Source organism: Mesorhizobium sp. ISC25, assembly GCF_042295465.1.
In the GTDB taxonomy this organism is placed as follows: domain Bacteria; phylum Pseudomonadota; class Alphaproteobacteria; order Rhizobiales; family Rhizobiaceae; genus Mesorhizobium.
In genome coordinates, this window is record NZ_CP135442.1 from 197,418 (window position 1) to 217,752 (window position 20,335).

Annotated in this window: 17 protein-coding genes and 1 pseudogene; 12 read left to right on the top strand and 6 right to left on the bottom strand. The window is 63.5% G+C overall.

Translation table 11 applies throughout. The features are described from left to right. Window positions 1-16: 16 nt before the first annotated feature. The gene (locus tag RQ479_RS32855; RefSeq protein WP_376706126.1) at window positions 17-1,432 is read right to left on the bottom strand and encodes an amidase; all 1,416 of its coding nucleotides are present in this window, start codon (window positions 1,430-1,432) and stop codon (window positions 17-19) included. Between the two features lie 58 nt (window positions 1,433-1,490). On the opposite strand from RQ479_RS32855, the gene RQ479_RS32860 reads away from it, so the two are divergent. After that, complete coding sequence (locus RQ479_RS32860; protein WP_376706127.1) at window positions 1,491-2,330, top strand: LuxR C-terminal-related transcriptional regulator; 840 nt, start codon at window positions 1,491-1,493, stop codon at window positions 2,328-2,330. Window positions 2,331-2,457: 127 nt separating this feature from the next. Here RQ479_RS32860 and RQ479_RS32865 read toward each other — a convergent pair whose 3' ends face one another. Continuing rightward, complete coding sequence (locus RQ479_RS32865; protein ID WP_376706128.1) at window positions 2,458-3,789, bottom strand: APC family permease; 1,332 nt, start codon at window positions 3,787-3,789, stop codon at window positions 2,458-2,460. Between the two features lie 217 nt (window positions 3,790-4,006). Between RQ479_RS32865 and RQ479_RS32870 the strand changes: the two are divergent. After that, window positions 4,007-4,138 (top strand): annotated as a pseudogene (locus RQ479_RS32870) (helix-turn-helix transcriptional regulator); the annotation flags it as partial. Window positions 4,139-4,615: 477 nt separating this feature from the next. Here RQ479_RS32870 and RQ479_RS32875 read toward each other — a convergent pair. Continuing rightward, window positions 4,616-5,653 carry an aldo/keto reductase gene (locus RQ479_RS32875; protein ID WP_376706129.1) on the bottom strand — a complete coding sequence of 346 codons (1,038 nt, stop codon included), beginning with the start codon at window positions 5,651-5,653 and terminating at the stop codon, window positions 4,616-4,618. Between the two features lie 187 nt (window positions 5,654-5,840). On the opposite strand from RQ479_RS32875, the gene RQ479_RS32880 reads away from it, so the two are divergent. The 4 genes from RQ479_RS32880 to kdgD all read left to right on the top strand — a co-directional run bounded on the left by RQ479_RS32880 (window position 5,841) and on the right by kdgD (window position 9,973). Next, window positions 5,841-6,920, top strand: a complete 1,080-nt coding sequence (locus RQ479_RS32880) for a sugar ABC transporter substrate-binding protein (RefSeq protein WP_376706130.1) — start codon at window positions 5,841-5,843, stop codon at window positions 6,918-6,920. 140 nt (window positions 6,921-7,060) lie between these two features. Further along, a complete protein-coding gene (locus tag RQ479_RS32885; protein WP_376706131.1) occupies window positions 7,061-8,134 on the top strand; it encodes an ABC transporter permease in 1,074 nt (357 codons plus the stop codon). Beyond that, the gene (locus tag RQ479_RS32890; RefSeq protein WP_376706132.1) at window positions 8,131-8,961 is read left to right on the top strand and encodes an ATP-binding cassette domain-containing protein; all 831 of its coding nucleotides are present in this window, start codon (window positions 8,131-8,133) and stop codon (window positions 8,959-8,961) included. The genes RQ479_RS32885 and RQ479_RS32890 overlap by 4 nt, the downstream gene beginning before the upstream one ends. Window positions 8,962-9,040: 79 nt before the next feature. Then, window positions 9,041-9,973 carry a 5-dehydro-4-deoxyglucarate dehydratase gene (kdgD, locus tag RQ479_RS32895; RefSeq protein WP_376706133.1) on the top strand — a complete coding sequence of 311 codons (933 nt, stop codon included), beginning with the start codon at window positions 9,041-9,043 and terminating at the stop codon, window positions 9,971-9,973. Window positions 9,974-10,027: 54 nt separating this feature from the next. On the opposite strand, the gene RQ479_RS32900 is transcribed toward kdgD, so the two are convergent. Continuing rightward, the gene (locus RQ479_RS32900) at window positions 10,028-10,747 is read right to left on the bottom strand and encodes a FadR/GntR family transcriptional regulator (protein ID WP_376706134.1); all 720 of its coding nucleotides are present in this window, start codon (window positions 10,745-10,747) and stop codon (window positions 10,028-10,030) included. Window positions 10,748-10,902: 155 nt separating this feature from the next. Between RQ479_RS32900 and RQ479_RS32905 the strand changes: the two genes are divergently transcribed. Continuing rightward, a complete protein-coding gene (locus tag RQ479_RS32905; RefSeq protein ID WP_376706135.1) occupies window positions 10,903-11,730 on the top strand; it encodes an NAD-dependent epimerase/dehydratase family protein in 828 nt (275 codons plus the stop codon). Between the two features lie 4 nt (window positions 11,731-11,734). Here RQ479_RS32905 and RQ479_RS32910 read toward each other — a convergent pair whose 3' ends face one another. Further along, the gene (locus RQ479_RS32910; RefSeq protein ID WP_376706136.1) at window positions 11,735-13,327 is read right to left on the bottom strand and encodes a GMC family oxidoreductase; all 1,593 of its coding nucleotides are present in this window, start codon (window positions 13,325-13,327) and stop codon (window positions 11,735-11,737) included. Between the two features lie 212 nt (window positions 13,328-13,539). Here RQ479_RS32910 and RQ479_RS32915 point away from each other — a divergent pair, with 212 nt between their 5' ends. From RQ479_RS32915 to RQ479_RS32930, 4 genes are all read left to right on the top strand, one after another. After that, on the top strand, window positions 13,540-14,622 hold the full coding sequence (locus RQ479_RS32915) for a sugar ABC transporter substrate-binding protein (protein WP_376706137.1): 1,083 nt from the start codon (window positions 13,540-13,542) through the stop codon (window positions 14,620-14,622). A gap of 159 nt (window positions 14,623-14,781) precedes the next feature. Continuing rightward, the gene (locus RQ479_RS32920; protein WP_376706138.1) at window positions 14,782-15,765 is read left to right on the top strand and encodes an ABC transporter permease; all 984 of its coding nucleotides are present in this window, start codon (window positions 14,782-14,784) and stop codon (window positions 15,763-15,765) included. A gap of 5 nt (window positions 15,766-15,770) precedes the next feature. Continuing rightward, window positions 15,771-17,273: a sugar ABC transporter ATP-binding protein gene (locus RQ479_RS32925; protein ID WP_376706139.1), complete on the top strand. Its 1,503-nt coding sequence runs from the start codon at window positions 15,771-15,773 to the stop codon at window positions 17,271-17,273. A gap of 4 nt (window positions 17,274-17,277) precedes the next feature. Further along, window positions 17,278-18,246, top strand: a complete 969-nt coding sequence (locus tag RQ479_RS32930) for an ABC transporter permease (RefSeq protein WP_376706140.1) — start codon at window positions 17,278-17,280, stop codon at window positions 18,244-18,246. Between the two features lie 74 nt (window positions 18,247-18,320). Here RQ479_RS32930 and gloA read toward each other — a convergent pair whose 3' ends face one another. Then, window positions 18,321-18,731, bottom strand: coding sequence for a lactoylglutathione lyase (gloA, locus tag RQ479_RS32935; protein ID WP_019856614.1), 411 nt, complete (start codon window positions 18,729-18,731; stop codon window positions 18,321-18,323). A 161-nt stretch (window positions 18,732-18,892) separates the two neighbouring features. On the opposite strand from gloA, the gene RQ479_RS32940 reads away from it, so the two are divergent. Further along, window positions 18,893-20,335, top strand: a complete 1,443-nt coding sequence (locus RQ479_RS32940) for an FAD-binding oxidoreductase (RefSeq protein ID WP_376706141.1) — start codon at window positions 18,893-18,895, stop codon at window positions 20,333-20,335.

The window sequence follows — 20,335 nt, forward strand, 5'->3', positions numbered from 1 at the left end:
TGCGGGCTTGCGGTCACTATGCCGGCATCCGCAGGGCATCAATGCCGGATGCAAAAGAAACCGCTTCGAGAGCGGCACCATAGGAAAGAACTTGTTCGTCGGCGAAGCGCCGTCCGACAATCTGCAGGCCGACCGGCAAGCCGTCGGCCGCCCATCCAATGGGCAGCGACAGCGCCGGCAATTGCGGCAGCATGTTGAAGGGGCACGTCATGTCGAGCCCTTTGAAGCGACCGTCAGGCAACGTCAAGCTATAGTCATCGTCGGTGTGGCCCACCGGTGGCGCCGTGATGGCGCAGGTCGGGCACAGCAGCGCGTCGTAGCGTTCATAGAGCATGGCCAAATCGCGCCACATCGAAGTGCGCAGCAGTTCGATACGCTTGTAGGCGGTCGCGTTCATCGTCAGGCCGCGTTCGATCATCGAGACGACGGCAGGATCCATATGGTGACGATGGCCGGTGGGTTCGTCGCCGAAAAAGGCCGACATGAATACGCACCAGAGATCAAACCACTCGTCATTGACGGCGCGCGTCCAGGCGATCGGCACCTCTTCGACGATGGCTCCGGCCTTGCGCATCTCGGCAACGGCCCGCCTGACGACGGCTTCCACCTGCGGCTGGATGGCGTAGTAGCCAAGGTCGATCGACAGCGCGAAGCGCTTGCCTGCAAGACCCTCCGTTCTTGTTGCAGAGACGTCGAATGTGATCGGCAGCGAGGAAATGTCCTCGTCGCTGCCGCCCGACGTTGCCGCCATGAAAGCGGTGGCATCGGCGACGCTGCGCGCCAGCGGCCCGAAATGCGAGATGTTGTCGAAGACGCTGGGCAGGATGGTCATCGGGATGCGCCCGAAACTCGGCTTCAATCCAACGACGCCGCAGAAGGCCGCCGGAATGCGGACCGACCCACCCATGTCAGTGCCTTCGGCGAACGGTACGACGCCCATCGCCACGGCGACCGCCGACCCGCCCGAGGAGCCGCCGCTGGTGCGCTCGGGATTCCACGGATTGCGGGTGATGCCCCAGCGCGGGCTGTTGGTGAAGCTGGAGAAGGCGAATTCAGGCGTCGTCGTCTTGCCGATCAGGATTGCGCCGGCCGCCTCCAGGCGGCGGATGCAAAGCGCCGTCCCGGACGGCACCCAATCTCCCCTCGTCCACGATCCGAGCGTCGTCAGGTCGCCGGCGGTCGGCGTCAGATCCTTGGCTGCGAACGGCACGCCGTGCAATAGCCCGGTCGCCTCGCCACGCGCCACGGCCTGGTCGGCGCGCCGCGCCACTTCCAGCGCCTGGTCCTCGCGAATGACGGCAAATGAATTGAGCGTTTCGTTGACGGCTCTGGCGCGACGGATCGACTCGGCCACGACGGCCTCGGCGCTGAACGCGCCAGAGCGGATGCCGTTGGCGATCTCATCGGCGGTCAGGTCCAGTGGATGGGTCATGGCATGGGTCTCCAGCGGCTTCCGAAACGGGTGATTGCGCGTGAACGGGAAAGCGTGCTTGTTCTGTACCGCGGGACCTGCCCAGTTTCGCAAGCGCCCGAAGAAGAGGCTTGCCGTCGCCATGAAGTCCGCAGCCGGAGCCCGGCATCCGTCCTTCGATGTCTGGAATGCCAGCCTCGGCGCGGCGGCGGCGGCGATCGGCACGCGCGGATTTCCCGACGCGCTGGCGGCGGCTTTGCGCCTGCTTGCGCCCTTCCAGATGATGAACGGCTTCCTCTATTCGCCGGACGGCCATGCCTTCGATCTCTACAATGACAAGATCGTGGCCGTGCGCTCGGTCATCGTCGACCACTACCTCGCCGGTGCCTATGTACTGGACCCGTTCTATGATGCCGTACGAAGCGATCGCAGCCAGCGCATGATCGTCATGCGGGAGCTGGCGCCAGACGACTTCCTGCAGACCGAATATCACCGCCAGCACTACGCCACGACCGAGATCGTCGACGAGATCGGTTTCGTGCTGCAACTGGAAAACGGTTTCATCGGCGTGCTTTCGCTGTCCAGGACCGGCACCGCGTCGCTCTTTGCCACTGAGGATCTGGAGCGGTTGAGGTCCGCCGCGCCCGTGGTTTGCGCGTTGGCGGCACGGCACTGGTTTCACGTTCCCAGCCTTTCGCTCGACATCAAGAACGCAGCACCCGCGGTGAGGATCGAGCACCCGCTGCTGACCAGGCGCGAGCTTGAAATCGTCACCCTGATCCTCAAGGGACATTCCAACCTCTCGCTCGCCGCAGTGCTTTCGCTGTCGCCCAACACGGTCAAGGTTCATCGCCGGCAGGTCTATTCCAAGTTGGCCATCTCGAGCCAGGCCGAGCTGTTCCGGCTGTTCCTGGCTTGATGCAAGTCGCCCAAAAATGTGGAACGGTTTCGAGATGACGATACGAACAAGATACGGATCTGAGCGCACCGATCGATTCCCTTGAACGCAACGGCTGAGACCCGGTACGCCGGGTCTCAGTGTTTTGCTATTCAGCGAAATCCATTTCCGGCGGCGCGCTCTGGAAGAAGCTCGTGAGGTAGGCGAGATAGACCACGCCGACGGCCAGCCAGACGAGGCCGAGGACCTTGGCATTTTCATCGAGGTTCCACAGCAGGAAGAGGTCGCAGACTGCCGCGAGCGCCGGGATGACGAGACCGATCAGCACGCCGAGCGGATGGACATGCTGGTCGCGCCGGAGGTACAGCGCGATCACCGAGACGTTGACGGCGGTAAAGGCGAGGAAGGCGCCGAAATTGATGAACGAGGTCGAGGTCGTGACGTCCATGGTCAGCGCCGCAAGGCCGACCACACCGACCAGGATCAGATTCAGGATCGGCGTGTGCCATTTTGGATGCAGGCTGCCGAAGAAAGACACCGGTAACACGGTATCGCGGCCCATGGCGTAGAGCAGCCGGCCGACACTCGCTTGCGCGGCAAGACCCGAGGTGAACTGCGCCACCACCAGCGTTGCCAGGAAGATCGTCACGAAGAGGTCACCGCCGATCGCCTTTGCAATTTCGGAGGCGGCAGCGTCAACCGACGCGAACTCCACACCTGGATGGGCCAGTTGCGTGAGATAGGCCGAGATAATGAAGATGAAACCGCCGGCAAGCGCGACGATCAGGATCGCGTTCGGCATGGTGCGCCGGGCATCCCTGGTCTCTTCCGTCAGCGTCGACACGGCGTCGAAACCGAGAAAGGAGTAAGCTGCGATGGCGGCACCGGCGACCGAGGCCGAGAACGGCACGCCGGTCTTGAAGAAGGGCGTGACGGAGACCAGTCCGCCGGGGCCGCTGAGCGCGATGACATAGCGCGCTGCCAGCACCAGGAAAACGAACAGCACGGCCAGTTGCACCAGCATCAGGATGAAGTTGACGCGGTTGGCAAAGGCGATGCCAACGACATTGACCAGCGTCGTCACTGCGATGAACCCGATGATCCAGACCCAGGTCGGTACCGCCGGAAAAGCCGCGGCGAGATAGGCAGCACCAATCAGCCAGATCACCATCGGCAGGAAGAAATAGTCGAGCAGAACAGCCCAGCCGACGAGGAAGCCGATGCTGGGATTGATCGACCGGCGGGCGTAGGTATAGGCCGATCCGGCAACCGGATAGACGCGCGCCATGACGCCGTAGCTGATGGCCGTCAACAGAATGGCTGCGGCCGCGACCAGATAGGCCATCGCCGTCGTTCCCTGACTTGCCGTCGCCAGCGCGCCAAACGTGCCGAAGACGATCATCGGCGTCATGTAGGCGAGGCCGAAGAGCACGACGGACCAGAGGCCGAGCGCGCGGTCGAGTTTGATTGTGTCGTTCATGGTTCCGCCTCCGGAGGGTTGTGTCCGATGCTAATTCCGGAGGCCGAGGCGGGCTTGAGATCGAATTGTTCCGCCAAGGCTTCCGTTCGCATTTCTTTCAAGATGAAGCGAACATGACTTAGCCGGCGCAGCGCGACCATAACCCCAAGGTGTTATGTGGCAGTCGCCGCACCGACCCTGCGGGTAAACTCGACCGCCCAGCCCAGACGCACGCTTTGAGCTGTGTGTGGTCGAGCGTAGCTACGCAGCGTTCGTAATCTCCGGTCACCGCATTTATGAGAGGCTCGACATCACAACCGAGAGGGAACTTTTCCTGCAATTCTTCCAGCACCGAGAATCTGCGAATTGAGATGCTGCCTCTTCGGGGGCGATGCGCGCATTGTGGACAAGGACGTCGAGACGTCCAGCCGTGAGAGCACCGAACCCACGCCCGCGCTCGACGGACGAACCGAAATGCAAACTGAACTCACCGCGGAGACGATAGCAACGAATTTTTGGTAGTGTGATGCACTGCCAATTTTCGAGCGGCAGGCCCTCTGTCTGAAGAGATTGTAACCAAGCGCGGAAAGATTTCAGTATCGGCGCCCCGGCTGGATTGCCGCAAACCGCTTCGGCCAGTTGAAGGCCAACTAGACCCGCGACCAACCAATCGAGTTAGCAAGCCGTAGCCCCGAAGGAGCTTCAAGCGGTCGTCGGCTTGACGTGGGACCGATCCGCATACCAAGCCAGTAATGACGATGCGGTGGCCGCTCTGTGAGGTAAGCGACGGTTGAAATGGCTGTTGCGTCGCGCCGCGACACTGCGACTGGCTTAACTTTCATGTCGCTTACATCGCTCCGGGAACGGGGGCGTCAGTATCGATCACCCCCTCTTGCTTGAGATCGGTCCACAAAGCCGTCGGAATATCCTCGCCCAAGTAGGCTAGGTTTTGTTTCAGTTCCTCGACCGACCGCGCACCGGGGATGACACTAGACACGATGGGGTGCCCAAGGGGGAATTGAAGAGCGGCCGCCGGCAGCGATACATGATAGCGGACGCAGACTGCCTCGATCCGGCGAACGCGCTCAAGCACCGAAGCCTGTGCCGGCCTGGTGTTGAACGTTGCGCCCTTGACGGCGCCCGTGGCCAGGATACCGGAATTGTAAGGGCCGCCGATGATGATCCTGGTGCCGCGCTGTTCGCACAGCGGCAGCAAGGTCGCCAATGGTTCCTGTTCGAGCAGCGTGTAGCGGCCGGCAAGCAGGAAATAATCGAAGGCGCCGGCGACGACGAAATCGGACAGCATCTGCCATTGGTTGATGCCGACGCCGACCGCCTTGATGACGCCTTGTGAACGCAACTCGTCAAGCGCCGGATAGGCGCCATCCATGGCTTCCTTGAAACGGCTTCTGGCATAGGGATCTTCGCCGGGGCCGAAATGGATGGCTTCGTCGGGATCGTGGATCGAGACCATGTCGACATAGTCGGTGTCGAGGCGCTTCAGCGTGCCTTCGAGCGAGCGCATGACGGCATCGCGTGAATAGTCGAACTCGGCGCGGAAGGAGCCGGGCTGGTCCCACAGCGCCGGCTTCAATTCTTCGGGCGGGATCGGCACGAGGTCGTAGCCGATCTTGGACGAAATGACGATCTCCGCGCGGGGCAGCGACTTGATGGCCATTCCGAGACGCGTCTCGCTGACGCCGAAGCCATAGACGGGTGCGGTGTCGAAATAGCGGATGCCATTGTCGTAGGCCGCCTGCACAGTGTTGACCGCCGCGTCCGTATCGACGGCGCGGTACATGTTGCCGAGCCCTGTGCCGCCAAGCCCGATCGTCGTCACCTTCAGGCCATTCTTCGCGACAGCCCTGAATTCGATTTCAGCCATGTTCTCTTCCTGTAATCCGTGTCGTCCATCGTTCCGGCGACGCGCCGTCTTCCTGCCCTGTGTTTCCGACCGCAAAAGGCCCGGCGAAAAACCGTGTCGAAAAACCATTGACACAAAAGTTGTCATATAACAATGTAACCAGACGACAAATGTGGGCAAGCCCGCAAAACGAAGAGGGAGGAACCAAGTGGACAACGAAACGAAAAAACAGATGGTGAGTGCCGCCATCAGTCGGCGGAGTGCTTTCGCACTGGCCGGGAAACTCGGCCTCGGTGCCGCCGGCCTTGCCAGCGGACTGGGCGGTCTTGCCGGCGGCATCAGCGCGGCAAAGGCAGCGGACTCATCGCCCGGCCTGCCGAAGAAGCCCTACAAGTTCCACTTCGTCTGCCACGTGACGCTGGATCAGTTCTTCACGCCGACCGTCTATGGCATCCAGGATGCCTGCGCGGCCTTCGGCTGCAGTTACCAGTGGACAGGTTCGCAGAAGAACGTCGTCTCCGAAATGGTCAGCGCCATGCAGACGGCGATCGCGCAGAAGTCGGATGGCATTGCGGTATGCTTGGTCGATCCGACGGCTTTCGATGCCGCCACCGACATGGCGGCCCAAGCCGGCATTCCTGTGGTTGCCTTCAACGCCGACGTGCCGGTCGGCAGCCCCAACAAGCGCCTGTCCTATGTCGGCCAGCCGCTCTACCAGTCGGGCTACAACTCGGCGCTGAAGTGGCTGAAGCTCATCCCCAAGGGTGGCCATGTCATGCTGTCGATCGGCGTGCCGGGTTCGCTCAACACGCAGCCGCGTCTCGACGGCTACATCCAGGCGATCAAGGACAGCGGCAGCGGCGTCACCTACGATGTCGTCAACACCGGTCCGGATCCGGCAACGGAAATCTCGCGCGTCGAGAGCTATTATCTCAGCCACAAGACCGTCAACGGCCTGTTCGGCACCGGCGGTTCCGACACCTATGCCTGCGGTTTCGTCTCTAACAAATACGGCCTGGTGAAGGCCGGCGGCGCGGTTGCCGGCTTCGACCTGTTTCCGCAGACGCTGGACTTCATCAAGGCCGGCGATGTCAACTTCACCACCGACCAGCAGGCCTATCTGCAGGGCTTCCTGCCGGTCCAGCAGATGTATCTCTACAAGCTGTCGGGCGGTCTCGTCGGCCCGGCCAACAGCGATACCAGCCAGGCCTATGTGACCAAGGACAATGTCGAAGCCTATGTCGGCAAGTCCCGCTTCGAGGGCCGCAGCGACGTCGAGCCGACCTGACGCAGTCCTGGTGAACTCCCGCCCTCGCCGCATCATTTTCTTATGACGTGGCGAGGGCACCGTCGGCTGCCGATCGGGGCGGTTGGTTTGCCCTTGCCGACCCGCCTTTGCGCCTAGAATTCGAAATCAGGAAGACAAGAGTGCAGCCCATCGCCACCGCAAAAGCCAGGAAGACTGCCGTTGTCGTCAAGGTCCCACACACGATGACGGAAAGGCTGCTCATCCTTTTGTCCCGCTATCGCGAGGCGAGTATCGCCGTCGTCGCCATCGTGCTGGTGATCTATTTCCAGCTCGGCAGCGATGGTGGGTTCCTGTCACCGCAATTCATGAGTGTGGTGCTGCGCGACACCGGCCGGCTCGGGTTGATCGCCGCGGCGGAAGTCATGCTGATGATCACCGGCGAGATCGACCTGTCGCTCAGCGCCATCTTCTCGATCGCGCCCTATGTCATGGCGCTGCTGTCGGTCACCTGGGGTGTGCCGCTGGCCGTCGGCGCGCTCATGGGCGTGCTGATCGGCGTGCTGGTCGGCGCCATCAACGGCATCATCACGGTACGCTTCAAGGTGCCGTCGCTGATCACCACGGTCGGCATGCTGTTCTTCCTGCAAGGCATCGTCGTCTCGATCTACAACAGCCAGCCGATCGTGGCGCCGGTCGAGCAGCCCTTCAACGCCATCTTCGGCCAGAGCCTTTACCAGCCCTCGGATGGCCTGTTCTCGTTGCACGGCATCACGGCCTTCACGCCCTTCCTGTGGGCGGTGGTGCTGGTGCTGGTCCTGGCGTTGGTGCTCTCCCGCACGACATTCGGCCTGCACACGATTGCCACCGGCTCCAACATCATCGGTGCGCGCGAGATCGGCGTGCGCACCGATCGCATGAAGATCTACAATTTCATGATCGCAGGCGGCTTCGCTGCCTTTGCCGGCATCATCAACACAGCCCAGTTTACCTCCGCCGATCCGCAGGCCGGCAGTCCGTTTCTCACCTTGCAGGCGATTGCGGCGGCGGTCATCGGCGGCACCTCGCTGCTCGGTGGCTCCGGCACCGTGATCGGCGCGCTGATCGGCGCCTTCGTCGTCGCCTCGCTCAACAACGGCCTGGTGATGATCGGCGCCCAGGCCACCGTGTCCGACATCTATCTCGGCGCGGCCATCATCGCCGCCATGATCCTCAGCATTCAGGTCGACCGCCTGCGCACACGGAGGCGGGTATGAACACGCAGACCACCATTCCACCACTCGCAGCCGGTGCGCCGACCGTGCTGGAGATGACCAACATCTCCAAGAGTTTCGGCGCCGTCACCGCACTAGTCGACGTCTCGATCAAATTGCGCCAGGGTGAAGTCCTGGCCCTGGTCGGCGACAATGGCGCGGGCAAGTCGACGCTGATCAAGATCCTGTCCGGCTTCCACCAGCCCGACACCGGCACGATCGTCTCGCAAGGCAAGGAAGTGCGCTTCGCCTCGCCACGCGATGCGCGCGCGCAAGGCATCGAAACCGTCTATCAGGATCTGGCGCTGGTCGGCGACCTCAGCGTCTTCCACAACATGTTCCTGGGCCGCGAGTATCACAAGCGCTTCCTTGGGCTGAACCTGCTCGACAACAGGAAGATGCGCGAACAGGCGCAGCTTTACCTGGATACGCTTGGCATCACGATCCCCAGCGTCAACAGCACGGTCGATCTCCTGTCGGGCGGACAGCGCCAGTGCATCGCGGTCGCCCGCTCGATCTATTCGTCGCCGAAGATCCTGGTGCTTGACGAGCCGCTGGCGGCACTCGGCGTGCGCGAGAGCGCGCATGTGCTGGGCCTGATCCAGAGTCTGCGCCGGCAGCGTCAGGTCTCGGTGATCCTGATCGTCCACAATTACAACCAGATCTTTGAGGTCTGCGACCGCATCAACTTCCTGCATGCGGGCGAGGTCGCGCTAGACGCCTCCACGGCCGAGACCAGCGAGGAAGAACTGATCCGCATCGTCAAGTCGGGGCTGGGCACCAGGGCGATCGAAGCCGCCGCGGCCGAAGTCCGGCCCGGCCTCGTATGAACCAGCCGCCGGCAGCGGCTGCCAAAATCCTTGCCGGCAAGACCTCCCACTTGCCGGCGTCTTGCATGGAGTATTCGTCTTGACGTTCTCACCCACTGAACTGACCAAATCCCTTGGCCGCGGCCTGCTGTCCTTTCCGCTGACCTTTTTCGACGATGACGGCGCTTTCAACGAAGACGGCTATCGTGCCCATGTCGCGGCGCAAGGCGCTGCCGGAGCGAGCGGGCTTTTCGCCGCCGGCGGCACCGGCGAGTTCTTTTCGCTGACGCTGGAAGAATACAAGCGCGTGGTGCGGGCGGCGTCCGACGAGGTTCCCGACACCATGCCGCTGCTGGCCGGTGTCGGCTATGGCACCCATATGGCGGTGGAGTTCGCCAAGGCCGCCGAAGCCAACGGCGCCGACGGTCTGCTAGTGCTGCCGCCCTATCTGGTCAAATCCGAGCAGGAAGGTCTGCGCCGTCATCTCACCGCCATCTGCCGCTCCGTCGGCATCGGCGTGATTGCCTATAACAGGGACAATGCCATTCTGACGCCCGAGACGCTCGAGCGTGTGGCGCAGGATTGCCCGAACCTGATCGGCTTCAAGGATGGCGTCGGCGATATCGAACTCCTCACCGCAACGCGCTACCGAATGGGCGACCGGCTGGTCTTCATCGGCGGCATGCCGACGGCCGAGGTCCATGCGAGCGCGGCGGCGGCCATCGGCATGACGACCTATTCCTCGGCGATCTACAATTTCGCGCCGGAGATTGCGCTGCGTTTCTTCAACGCTCTGCGCGCTGGACGTGTGGCGGAAGTCGGCGATCTCATCCGCTCATTCTTCCTGCCCTATCTCGCCATCCGCAACCGCCGCGCCGGCTATGCCGTGTCGATCGTCAAGGCGGGCGCGCGCATTGCCGGCATCGACTGCGGGCCGGTGCGGTCGCCGCTTCTCGATCTGACCGCCGATGAAGAGCGTCAGCTCAGCGCGCTCATGCAGTCCTGCAAGATGCCGGTCGCGGAGCTGGCGTAAGGTCTGATGGGTCGGTCGGGCGGATCGAAGGTCGGGTGTGGTCGCGCGTCAGGCCTAGCCGTCGACCATGCGGCGGTAGCGCTCGCGTCCGGCTTCCAGATGCTCGCGCAAGGTGAAGCGGGCGGCTTCGACATTCTGCCGCTCGATCGCCTGGTAGATGCGGCGGTGCTCCATCTGGACCTGCTCGAGATAATGCCGCCGCTGCTCAGGCGTCTCGTCCCGCGGGCGCATCAACTGGCGCGGAATGAGGACGGGTCCGAGGAAATGCATGAAGCGTTCGAAATAAGGATTGCCGGTGGCGGACGCGATCGCCCGGTGGAAGGCGAAGTCCGGTTCGATGGCGCTTTCGCCGGCGGCGATCGAAGCGTCGATGGCATCGAGACAGTCGCGCATGCGGGCAAGATCGTCCTCGCCGCGCTTCTCGGCGGCAAGGCCCGCGGCTTCCTGTTCCACCGCGAGCCGAAGCTGCAGCACGTTCTGGACTTCGGTCAGCGAGTGAAGCTCGTCGGAAATGATGCGGAATGTGGTGTTGGCCGCGTGGTCGGCGACGAACACGCCCGAGCCTTGGCGGCTGACCACAAGCCCTTCGGAGCGCAGCGACGCCATGGCCTCGCGGATCACCGTGCGGCTGACGCCGAATTGCGCGATCAACTTCTGCTCGGTCGGCAATTTCTCGCCGCTGGTCAAATGACCGGCACGTATTTCGCGCGCAAACCAGTCGGCAACCTGCGCCGTGCGGCTGATCTGCGGGGGAAGGCCAAAGGAACGTTTCATCGTCCCCAAGCAATAAACGAACCGCGTTTCTTGGCAACCTATTATTTGTCTGGTGATATGATAAGATTTCCAGCACCATCGCCGCGCGCAATCTTCCTTGGCCTTGCCGCATCGGGGCGAACATATCTGCCGTCTCGGCGAAAGGGCAGAGCGTGATGATCCCGGAAAAACCGGTGCTGTTGACCGGAGCCTCCGGCACAATCGGACGGCTCCTGTCAGCCAGGCTCGCGGCGCTGGGCTGGACGTTGCGGCTCACCGATCTAGTGCCGTTGCCGATGCGGCTGCCAAAGAACGCCAGCTTCACCATTGCCGATATCGAGGATCAGCAGGCGGTGGACGATCTCGCGCAGGGTTGCGGCCTGATCCTGCATTTCGGCGGCATCTCCACCGAGCAGTCGTTCGAGACCGTGCTCGGCCCCAATTTCCGCGGCGCCTTTCACATTTACGAGGCGGGGCGCCGGGAGAAGGCGCGGGTGGTGTTTCCGTCTTCCGTGCATGCGGTCGGCCTTTACGAGCGCACCGAGATTCTCGACCAGGACTGCCTGCTCAGACCCGACGGCTATTACGGCCTGTCGAAGGCCTATGGCGAAATGCTGGCGCGGCTCTACTTCGACAAGCACGCGGTCGAAAGCGTGCTGATCCGCATCGGTTCGGTACTCCCGGAAGTTCCGGATGAGAGGATCCTGTCGACCTGGATATCGCATGACGATTTTGTGCGCCTGATCGAGCGATGTGCCACGGCCGAACAAGTCGATTGCTCGGTCATCTGGGGCCAGTCCAACAACAGCCGCGGTTTCTGGCGGCACGATGCCAGGGACAAGCTCGGCTGGGCGCCGCTCGACAGTTCCGACAACCAGGCCGAACGCGTGCGCGGCAAGGTGACGGACAACCCGGTGGTCGAGCGCTACCAGGGCGGCAAGTTCATCGTCGTCGACTACAGCCGCGACGGTTTTCCGCCGCGCGAGATGTTTCCAAAGGAGTGAACGATCAGGCGGGCACCTTCAGCCCGGCGATCAAATCCGCCGCTTTCTCCGCAATCATGATGACGGCGGCGTTGGTGTTGGACGACACGATGCTTGGCATGACCGAGCTGTCGCAGACACGCAGCCCCTGCAGACCGCGCACGCGAAGCTCGGGATCGACCACGCTGCCGGCATCGCCGCCCATGCGGCAGGTGCCGACCGGGTGATAGGCGCTGCGGCCGTGTTCGCGGGCGAAAGCTTCGAGTGCGGCGCGGCCCTGGATGGCCGCGCCCGGCAGATGTTCGCGGCTGATGTATTTGGCGAAGGCCGGCTGCGACAGGATCTCGCGGCTGATCTCGATGCCGTCAATGGCGCGTTCGAGATCGTAGCGCTCGGCAAACGGGTTGGGATCGATGATCGGTGCGTCGCGCAGATCGGCCGACTTGAGCGTGACGCTGCCGCGCGAACGGGGGCGAACATGGTAGGAGTTCAGCGTGCAGCCATTGCCGCCGGGCACCGAGCCGATGCCCTCCTCGACGCCGGCGCCGGGCAGGAAGTGGAACTGGATGTCAGGCGTTTTCTCCGCGCGGTCGCCCCACCAGAAGCCGCCGGCTTCGACGATGTTGGAGGCCACCGGCCCCTTGCCGAACAGCGCATATTCGAGACCGGCGACGGCCTGCCAGCGCTTCTTCTTGTAACGGTCGATGCCATGCGCTCCGTTGAGTTCGGCAACGACGTCGACATCCATGTGATCGTGCAAATTCTGGCCTACGCTTTTGGAATCGTGGATCACTTTGATGCCATGCTGACCGAGATGTGCGGCGGGGCCGATGCCCGACAGCATCAGAAGTTTCGGCGAGCCGATGGCGCCGGCAGTGACGATCACCTCGCGTCCGGTACGCAACAATTCAGTACGGCCATTGGCGATGATCTCCACGCCGATGGCGCGGCCGTTCTCGACCACGATGCGGCTGACGGTGGCATCGGTGCGCAGTGTCAAATTCTTGCGGCCAAGCGCGGGCTTGAGATAGGCGACTGCCGTGCTCGACCGTTTCCCCCGGCGCGTCGTCGTCTGGTAGAAGCCGGCGCCCGCCTGCTCACCGGCGTTGAAGTCGGCGCGGAAGGGAAGGCCGGCCTGCTGCGCCGCCTTGACGAAGACCCGTGTCAGCGGATGCGGCGCACCGCTGGAGACGCCGAGCGGGCCGTCAATGCCGTGCTGCGGGTCGGCGAATGTGTCATTGCCCTCGGAGCGGACGAAATAGGGCAGCACGTCAGCATAGCTCCAGCCCACACAGCCATCCTCAGTCGCCCAGCCGTCGTAATCCTCAGGGCAGCCACGCGTAAACACCTGGGCATTGATCGAGGAGCCGCCGCCGAGCACACGCGCCTGCGGATAGACCATGGTGCGGCCGTCGATCGCCTTGCCGGGCGCCGTGTCATAGCCCCAGATCAGCGGCCCCGACGTCATCTTGAAGAAGCCGACCGGCAAATGGATGTAGCGGTCGGTGTCGGGCGGGCCGGCCTCGAGCAGGACGACGGACAGGCCTGCATCCTCGCTCAGCCTGGCGGCGAGAATACAGCCGGCCGAGCCGCCGCCGACGATGATGTAGTCCGGCATTCTTCCTCTCATACCCAAGCCGAAAATTCTCGCCCGCGCTTACGCGTGACGATGTCAAGTCGCTTGTGTCGCGTCAAGAGAAAGGGTATGGTTATCGTGTTGAAGGGTTGTCGTACAAGTGGAGGAACTTGACAACCCATCGATCGGAAGCCCGGCCGCGCTTCCCGCGCGAGGCGCCGGGCGGAAACAGATTTCAATCGGGAGGTTAAAAAATGAAGGACACGAAGAGTTTAACGCTTTCCGGCACGGTCAGCCGCCGGACACTGATGCTGGGCGCCACGGCCGGAGTGGCGGCGCTCGCCATGCCAAGGGTGTTGCGCGCGCAGGACAAGCCGACGCTGGTGACATCGATCCGCTCGCTCTCCAACCCGTATCACGCGGTGTGGAAGACCGGCGCCGAGGCCTACGCCAAATGGGCCGGGCTCGAGCACGTCACGCTGGTTTCGGAAGGCAACAGTGAAAAAGGCATCGCCGACATCAAGGCGATGCTCGCCAAGACCGGCGGCAACATGGTGCTCAATTCCGACCCCAACGATACGCCGGACGCTCGCCCGATCGTCGAAGCCTGCGCCAAGGCCGGCGCTTATGTCGTGACCCAGTGGAACAAGCCGCCGGATTTGCATCCGAAGGACTTCAACCCGAACTATGTTTCCCACATCGAGTTCGACGGCATCTCGAGCGGCAAGACCATCGCCGAGATCCTGTTTAAGACCATCGGCGGCAAGGGCGGCATCGTAGCACTCGGCGGCCTGATCTCGACCACCGCGGCGATCGAACGCAAGAAGGGCCTCGACGCCGCACTCGCGGCCAACCCCGATATCAAGCTGCTCGATTTCCAGGTCGCCAACTGGAAATCGACCGAGGCCTTCGACCTGATGGGCAATCTGCTCACCCGCTTCGGCGACGACATCAAGGGCATCTGGGCCGCCAATGACGATATGGGCTCCGGCGCGTTGGAAGCGCTGCGCGCCGAAAACCTCGCTGGCAAGGTGCCGATCGTCGGTGTCGACGGCATCAAGACGGCGGTCGACGCGGTGCGCACCGGCGAGTTCGCCTGCACCGTCACATCGGATCCGTTCTGGCAGGGCGGCATGGGTCTCGCCATCGGCTACAACGCCAAGATCGGCAAGTTCGACCCGACCAAGGAACCGCCGGAGCATCGCGAATTCTACGGCAAGGCGGTGCTGATCTCGCACGACAATGTCGAGGAATATTACAAGACCAATGTCGACGCGAAGCCCGAGATCGACTGGAACGATCTATGGGGCCGGGTGACCGGAGCGATCCGCACCTAATCAACCGGAGCGGGCTGCAACTCCCTGGCGGCCCGCTTCCTCCCGCAGCCGTCGCGATCCCCTTGTCGCGACGGCTGTCACCAGCAGACGGGAAGCGGTTTCTTGACAATCCATACAGAACCCCTGAAGTCCGTTTCGGACATCGAGCGGACGACTTCCATGAGTTTGATCCCCGGCCGTATCGCCGCTGTGTTCGGCGGCAGGCGCTGGCGCAGCCTGGCGCCGTTGGCGGTGCTGATTGTGCTCTGCGTCCTGATCGCCATCGCCAATCCTAATTTCATCGAAGTCCGCAATCTGGTGCGGCTTGCCAACTCCGCCGCCGTGCCGCTGACGCTGGCGATGGGGCTGACCTTCATCATCCTGATGGGCAGCATCGACCTGTCGGTCGAAGGCACTCTGTCTGTGTCAGCGATGGTGCTCGTGCTGCTCGCCGCCAATGACGGCAATAGCAACGACTATGGCTGGTGGGCGGTGCTCGCCGCTGTCGTCGCCGGCACCGCGATGGGCTTTGTCAGCGGTCTCGTCCAGACCATGCTGCGCATCCCGTCCTTCATGGGCACGCTCGGCATGTGGTTCATCGGCCTCGGCCTGTCGGTCTACATGCTTGGCGGCTCGGCCATCAAGCTCAACGACGCCTCGATCCGCGACCTCGCCTTGCACCGTTTCCTCGGCCTGCCGCTCGCGGTCTGGGTCGCGTTTGGCGCGTTCCTGCTCGCCGCCGTCATCCAGTACCACACCAAGCTCGGCCGCCACATCTTGGCGATCGGCGGCGATGAGGACGTGGCCAAGCTCTCCGGCGTCAACGTGGTACGCGTGCGCATCACCGCCTTTGCGCTGGCCGGTTTCTTCTTCGGCATATCAGGTGTCCTTGCCGCCGCGCAGCTTGGCCAGTCGCATGCCGTCATCGGCGACGGCAGGCTGTTTGCCGCCGTGACAGCCGTGGTCGTCGGCGGCACGGCGCTGACCGGCGGCGAAGGTGGCGTCGTCAACACGCTGATCGGCGTGCTGATCGTCACGGTGCTCGCCAACGGTATGATCCTGCTCGGCATTTCGCCCTACATCCAGCAGACGGTGCAGGGTCTGATGATCATCGCCGCGGTGGCGCTGTCGCTCGACCGTGTGCGCCTGAGAATCGTCAAGTGAGCGCCATGCTGAACGCATCAGGCATCATCAAGAATTTTCCCGGCGTCCATGCCTTGCGCGACGTCTCAATCGAGGTGCGGCCGAACGAGGTGGTCGGGCTGATCGGCGAGAACGGCGCCGGCAAGTCGACACTGATGCGTGTGCTGGCCGGCAGCTACCGGCCGGACGGCGGCAGCGTGACGCTGGACGGAGAACAGCTTCGCATGCGCAGCCCGCGCGACGCGGCCAGGCACGGCATCGGCATGGTGTTCCAGGAACAGTCGCTGGTGCTCAATCTGACGGTCGCCGAAAACATCTATCTCGGCGAGGAGGACCGCTTCACCCGTTTCGGCCTCGTCAACTGGCGCGCCATGAACGCGGCGGCACGGCGGCAGCTGGGCAAGATCGGCATCGACATCGATGTGACGGCGCGGACGTCCGAACTCACCTTCGCCGCGCGCCAGATGGTCGAGCTTGCCAAGGCGCTCACCTTGGAGGAAGTGGTTGAGCGGCAGTTGCTCATCCTGCTGGACGAGCCGACCTCGGTGCTCAACGCCACCGACATCGAGGTGCTTTTCGCGCGCGTGCGCTCGCTCAAATCCCGCGCCAGCTTCGTCTTCGTCTCGCACCGCCTCGACGAGGTGCTCAACATCTCCGACCGCGTCTACACGATGAAGGATGGCGCGGTCGTTGCCGAGCATCGCGCTGCCGAGGTCACCGCACCGGAGCTGCACGAGATCATGGTCGGGCGCGGCCTGCAGGCTGAGTATTATCGCGAGGCGCGCCAGCTGGCGCCGCGCGATACCGTCATGGTCGAGGCCAAGGGCCTTGGCGCCAACGGCTTCTATCACGGCGTCGATCTCTCGATCCGGGCCGGCGAGATCGTCGGCATTGCCGGCGTCGTCGGCTCCGGCCGCGAGGAGGTGACGCGCACCGTTGGCGGCTTCGTGCAGCATGATGCCGGCGAGATGAAAATCGCCGGTGACGCTGTGCGCTTCGCCTCGCCGGAACCGGCGGTGCGCAAGGGCATCGGTTACGTGCCGCGCGAGCGTCGGCTCGAAGGTCTGGTGATGTTCCTGTCGATCGCGGAAAACATTTCGCTCGCCGATCTTTCCAGCGTCATGCGCCATGGCGCCATCGACTATGGCAAGGAGCGCCGGCTCGCCGCCGACTGGATCAAGCGGCTGCGCATCAAGGCGCCGGGTCCCGACGCCGCCTGCCGCAAGCTCAGCGGCGGCAACCAGCAGAAGGTGGTGCTGGCACGCTGGATGACAGCGGGTTCGCGCATACTGGTGCTCGACCATCCGACGCGGGGCCTCGATGTCGGCGCCAAGGAGGAAGTCTACGAGCTGGTACGCGATCTCTCGGCGCAAGGCGTGGCGATCCTGCTGATTTCCGACACGCTGGAGGAGACGATCGGCCTGTCGCACCAGGTGCTGGTGATGCGCGACGGCGAGATCACCGCGCGCTTCGACGCCAGTCCGGGCAACAAGCCCAAACAGGTCGATTTGTTACGAGCGATGGTGTGAGCCGATGAATGAACCGTTCTCCATCAAGCGGGTGTTCGAAGGCAAGTGGACGCAAGGCGCCATTCCGCTGGTCCTGCTGGTCGCGTTGCTTTTGATCATCGAGATCGCCGCGCCCGGCTTCCTCACCGGCGAGACCGTGGCGCTGCTGTTTGCCAACACTGCCGTGCTGTTCATCCTGGCGACCGGCGTCACGTTCGCCATCCTGCTCGGCGGCATCGATTTGTCGATCCAGGCCGTGGCGTCGCTGGCCAGCGTCATCCTGGCGCAATTGCTGCCCTCGCTCGGCCTTGCCGCCTTTCCGGTGGCGATCCTGTCCGGCCTTGCCTTCGGCATCCTGAGCGGCGTCGTCCACGTCAAGCTGCGGGTGCCATCCTTCGTGGCGACTCTCGCCACCGGCGGCGTGGTCACCGGTTTGGCGCTCTGGGTTTCCAACGGCCGCGCCATCACTATCGAGGAGGGTGGTCGCGAAAACACCGCCTGGATCAACGCCACCGTCGTCGGCATTCCGGTGGTGGTGCTGATTTCGGCGGTTATCGGCATCGCCGCCTTTCTGGCGCTGCGCTACACGCGCTTCGGCCGCCAGGCGATCGCGGTCGGCGCCGGCGAACCGGCGGCCTGGGCAGCGGGCATCAATGTCGACCGCACCAAGATCATCGCCTTCGCCGCCTCCGGCATGCTCGCAGCTGTCGCCGGCGTCGTGCTGGCAGCCAGGCTGTCGAGCGGCTCGCCGGTGCTGGCCAACCAGCTGCTGCTGCCAGCCATCGCCGCCGTCATTGTCGGCGGCACGGCGATCACCGGCGGGCTGGGCGGCGTCGCGCGCACGGCGGTCGGCGCGCTGATCATCTCGATCGTGCGCATCGGCATGACCTTTGTCGGCGTCAACATTTTCCTGGAAAACATGGTGTTCGGCGCGGTGCTCATTGCCGCCGTCGCCATCACCATCGACCGCAGCAAGATCGCGGTCATCAAGTGATCCCGCCTCCCAAGCAAGCGCGGACAGGACGGGACCGCATCGGCGCGACGCCGATGCGGTCCGGCCTGAACTCACTACATCGTGTCGAGGCCGATCAGTTCGATCTTGTAGCCGTCCGGATCTTCGACGAAGGCGATGTGGGTGGTGCCATGCTGCATCGGGCCGGGCTTGCGCGGGATCTTGGCGCCGCGCTTTTCCAGTTCCGCGCAGACGGCATAGATGTCGTTGACGCCGAGCGCCAGATGGCCGAAGCCGGTGCCTATCTCATAGGGTTCCTCGCGCCCCCAGTTCAGCGTCAGTTCGACGACGGCTTCCTTGTCCTCGGGACCGTAGCCGACAAAGGCGTTGGTGAACTTGCCGCCGGGATAGTCGTCGCGGCGCAGCAAGGTCATGCCGAGCACTTCGGTGTAGAAGGCGATCGACTTGTCGAGGTCGAGCACCCTGATCATGGTGTGCATATAGCGAAAGCCTGGGGCGTCGCTCATTGGGGAGGTCCTCCGAATTCAGGGATTTGCGAGTCTGATCATCCACATCGAACGCTTGGCGGCAAGATGGCCTCGCTTGATGTTCTCAATCAGGGTTGTATGATAATACGACAACGCCAGTATTTGTCCAGTCGTTTTCCCGAGGGGTCCAGAGCCAATCCATGAATGCCGTGCCGCCAACCTCCGCATCGCTGATCGCAGCCCTGGCCGGCGTGCTGCCGAATGGCGGGCTGCTGACCGAGGCAGCGGACCTGGCGCGCTACAGCCGCGACTGGTCGGGCGACCATTACGGTCGACCGCTGGCGGTGGCGCGTCCCTCTTCGGTCGAGGAGATGTCAGCGCTGATGCGGTTCTGTCATGCCGAGCGCATTCCGGTTGTGCCGCAAGGCGGCCTGACCGGGCTCGTCGGGGCAGCGGTGGCGGCAGATGGCGGCGAGGTCGTCATCTCGCTGGAGCGCATGAACAAGGTCCGCTCGATCAGCCCGATCGACTTTGCCATGGTGGTCGAGGCCGGCTGCATCCTCGAAGACGCCAAGCGCGTCGCGGAGGAGAGCGATTGCCTGTTGCCGATCACTTTCGGCGCGCAAGGCAGTTGCCGCATCGGCGGCAATGTCGCCACCAATGCCGGCGGCTTCAATGTGCTGCGCTACGGCATGACGCGCGACCTCGTGCTCGGTCTCGAAGTGGTGCTGGCCGACGGGCGAATCTGGAACGGGCTGAAGGTGCTGCGCAAGGACAATCGCGGCTATGATCTGAAGCAGATCTTCATCGGCTCGGAAGGCACGCTCGGCATCGTCACCGCCGCGGCGCTGAAACTGTTTCCCAAGCCGACGCAGATCGAAACCGCCTTGGTGGGCCTGCGCTCCGTCGAGGACGCGATGGCGCTTTATGCCCGCGCCCGGCGCGACTGCAGCGACCTGCTCACCGCCTTCGAACTGATCCTGCGCGTCGGCATCGAAATCACCATGCGCGAAGGCCAGGATTTTGCCGAACCGCTCGGCAAGCCCTATCCGGCCTATGTGCTGATCGAGGTTTCGTCCGGCGGACTGATCGACCTCAACAGCATGTTGCTCGGCTTCCTTGGTAGCGTCGACGACATTGTCGAGGACGGCATCATCGCCTCGACGCGGGCGCAGGCCGAGCGGTTATGGCTTTATCGCGAGATCATGGTCGAGCGGCAAGGCAGGGGCGGCCGCTATCTGCGCACCGACGTCTCAGTGCCGATCTCCAGGCTCGCCGATTTCGTCAAGGATGCGCTGGTGGCCTTGGAGAAGGCCCGGCCCGACGCGCTGGCCGTCACCTACGGACATGTCGGCGACGGCAACATCCACCTCAACGTGGTGCCGCCGGAAGGCATGGCACCGGACGAGATCGAGCATCTGTTCGAAGAGGCGGAAGCCGAGATTTTCACCGTCGTCGACCGCTATGGCGGCTCGATCAGCGCCGAGCACGGCATTGGCCGGGTCAAGCAAAAGGCATTCCTCGAACGCATCGATCCGGTGACGCTCGATCTGGCCGCCGGCATCAAGGAGGCGTTCGACCCGCGCCATATCTTGAGCAACGGCCGCATTCTGGCGCCTGCCTCCGCCGTCGACTATAGGTGA